The sequence below is a fragment of the Rhizobium leguminosarum bv. viciae genome (assembly GCF_012276115.1).
Lineage (GTDB): Bacteria > Pseudomonadota > Alphaproteobacteria > Rhizobiales > Rhizobiaceae > Rhizobium > Rhizobium leguminosarum_T.
In genome coordinates this window covers 1-508 of the sequence record NZ_WIEU01000068.1, presented here as the reverse complement: position 1 = coordinate 508, position 508 = coordinate 1, and the positions used below count along the sequence as shown (strand labels likewise).

Here is a 508-nt window from a genome sequence, read left to right as displayed (position 1 = left end):
CGGCGGCGTCGGTAACTTCAGCTAGAGCGGTTCGGCTTTTAACGGAAACGCAGGACCGCTCTAGCCTTTTGTTTTGACGCAATTCCGGACGGAAAACCGCTTCGCACTTTTCCCGGAAAGGCTCTAGAGCCTTTCCGGGTTAGATTGAAGCATTCTGTTGGCTCAAACGGAGTCGGATGGTCGACCGGCCGGCGCGTGTCGTAGCCAAGCTCTACGGCCAAGCCGGCCGGTCGATCAGGCGGCCCGTTTCAGCCAACCCGAAGGGCCGGGCATCTTTCCGCCAGGACAAAGGCGATCGGCTCGGACGTACCAACGGGTATGCCCGTCGCCAATCGCCTCTGCCCTGACGAAAACCTGCTCCGGCAGAAGGCTTCAATCTAACCCGGAAAGGCTCTAGCTGGCCCGAGCAGCCTGCATCGGCCGCAACACGTTCATCAGCGCGCCATAGGGCAGCAGCATGACGAGGCCGACGATCATCTTCACGGCGAAATCGCCAATCGCCCAGGAA

Annotated in this window: 1 pseudogene; it reads right to left on the bottom strand. The window is 60.4% G+C overall.

What is annotated here, in order from left to right:
- Positions 1 to 393: 393 nt before the first annotated feature.
- Positions 394 to 508: pseudogene (locus GFM02_RS34805) on the bottom strand (VUT family protein); the annotation flags it as partial.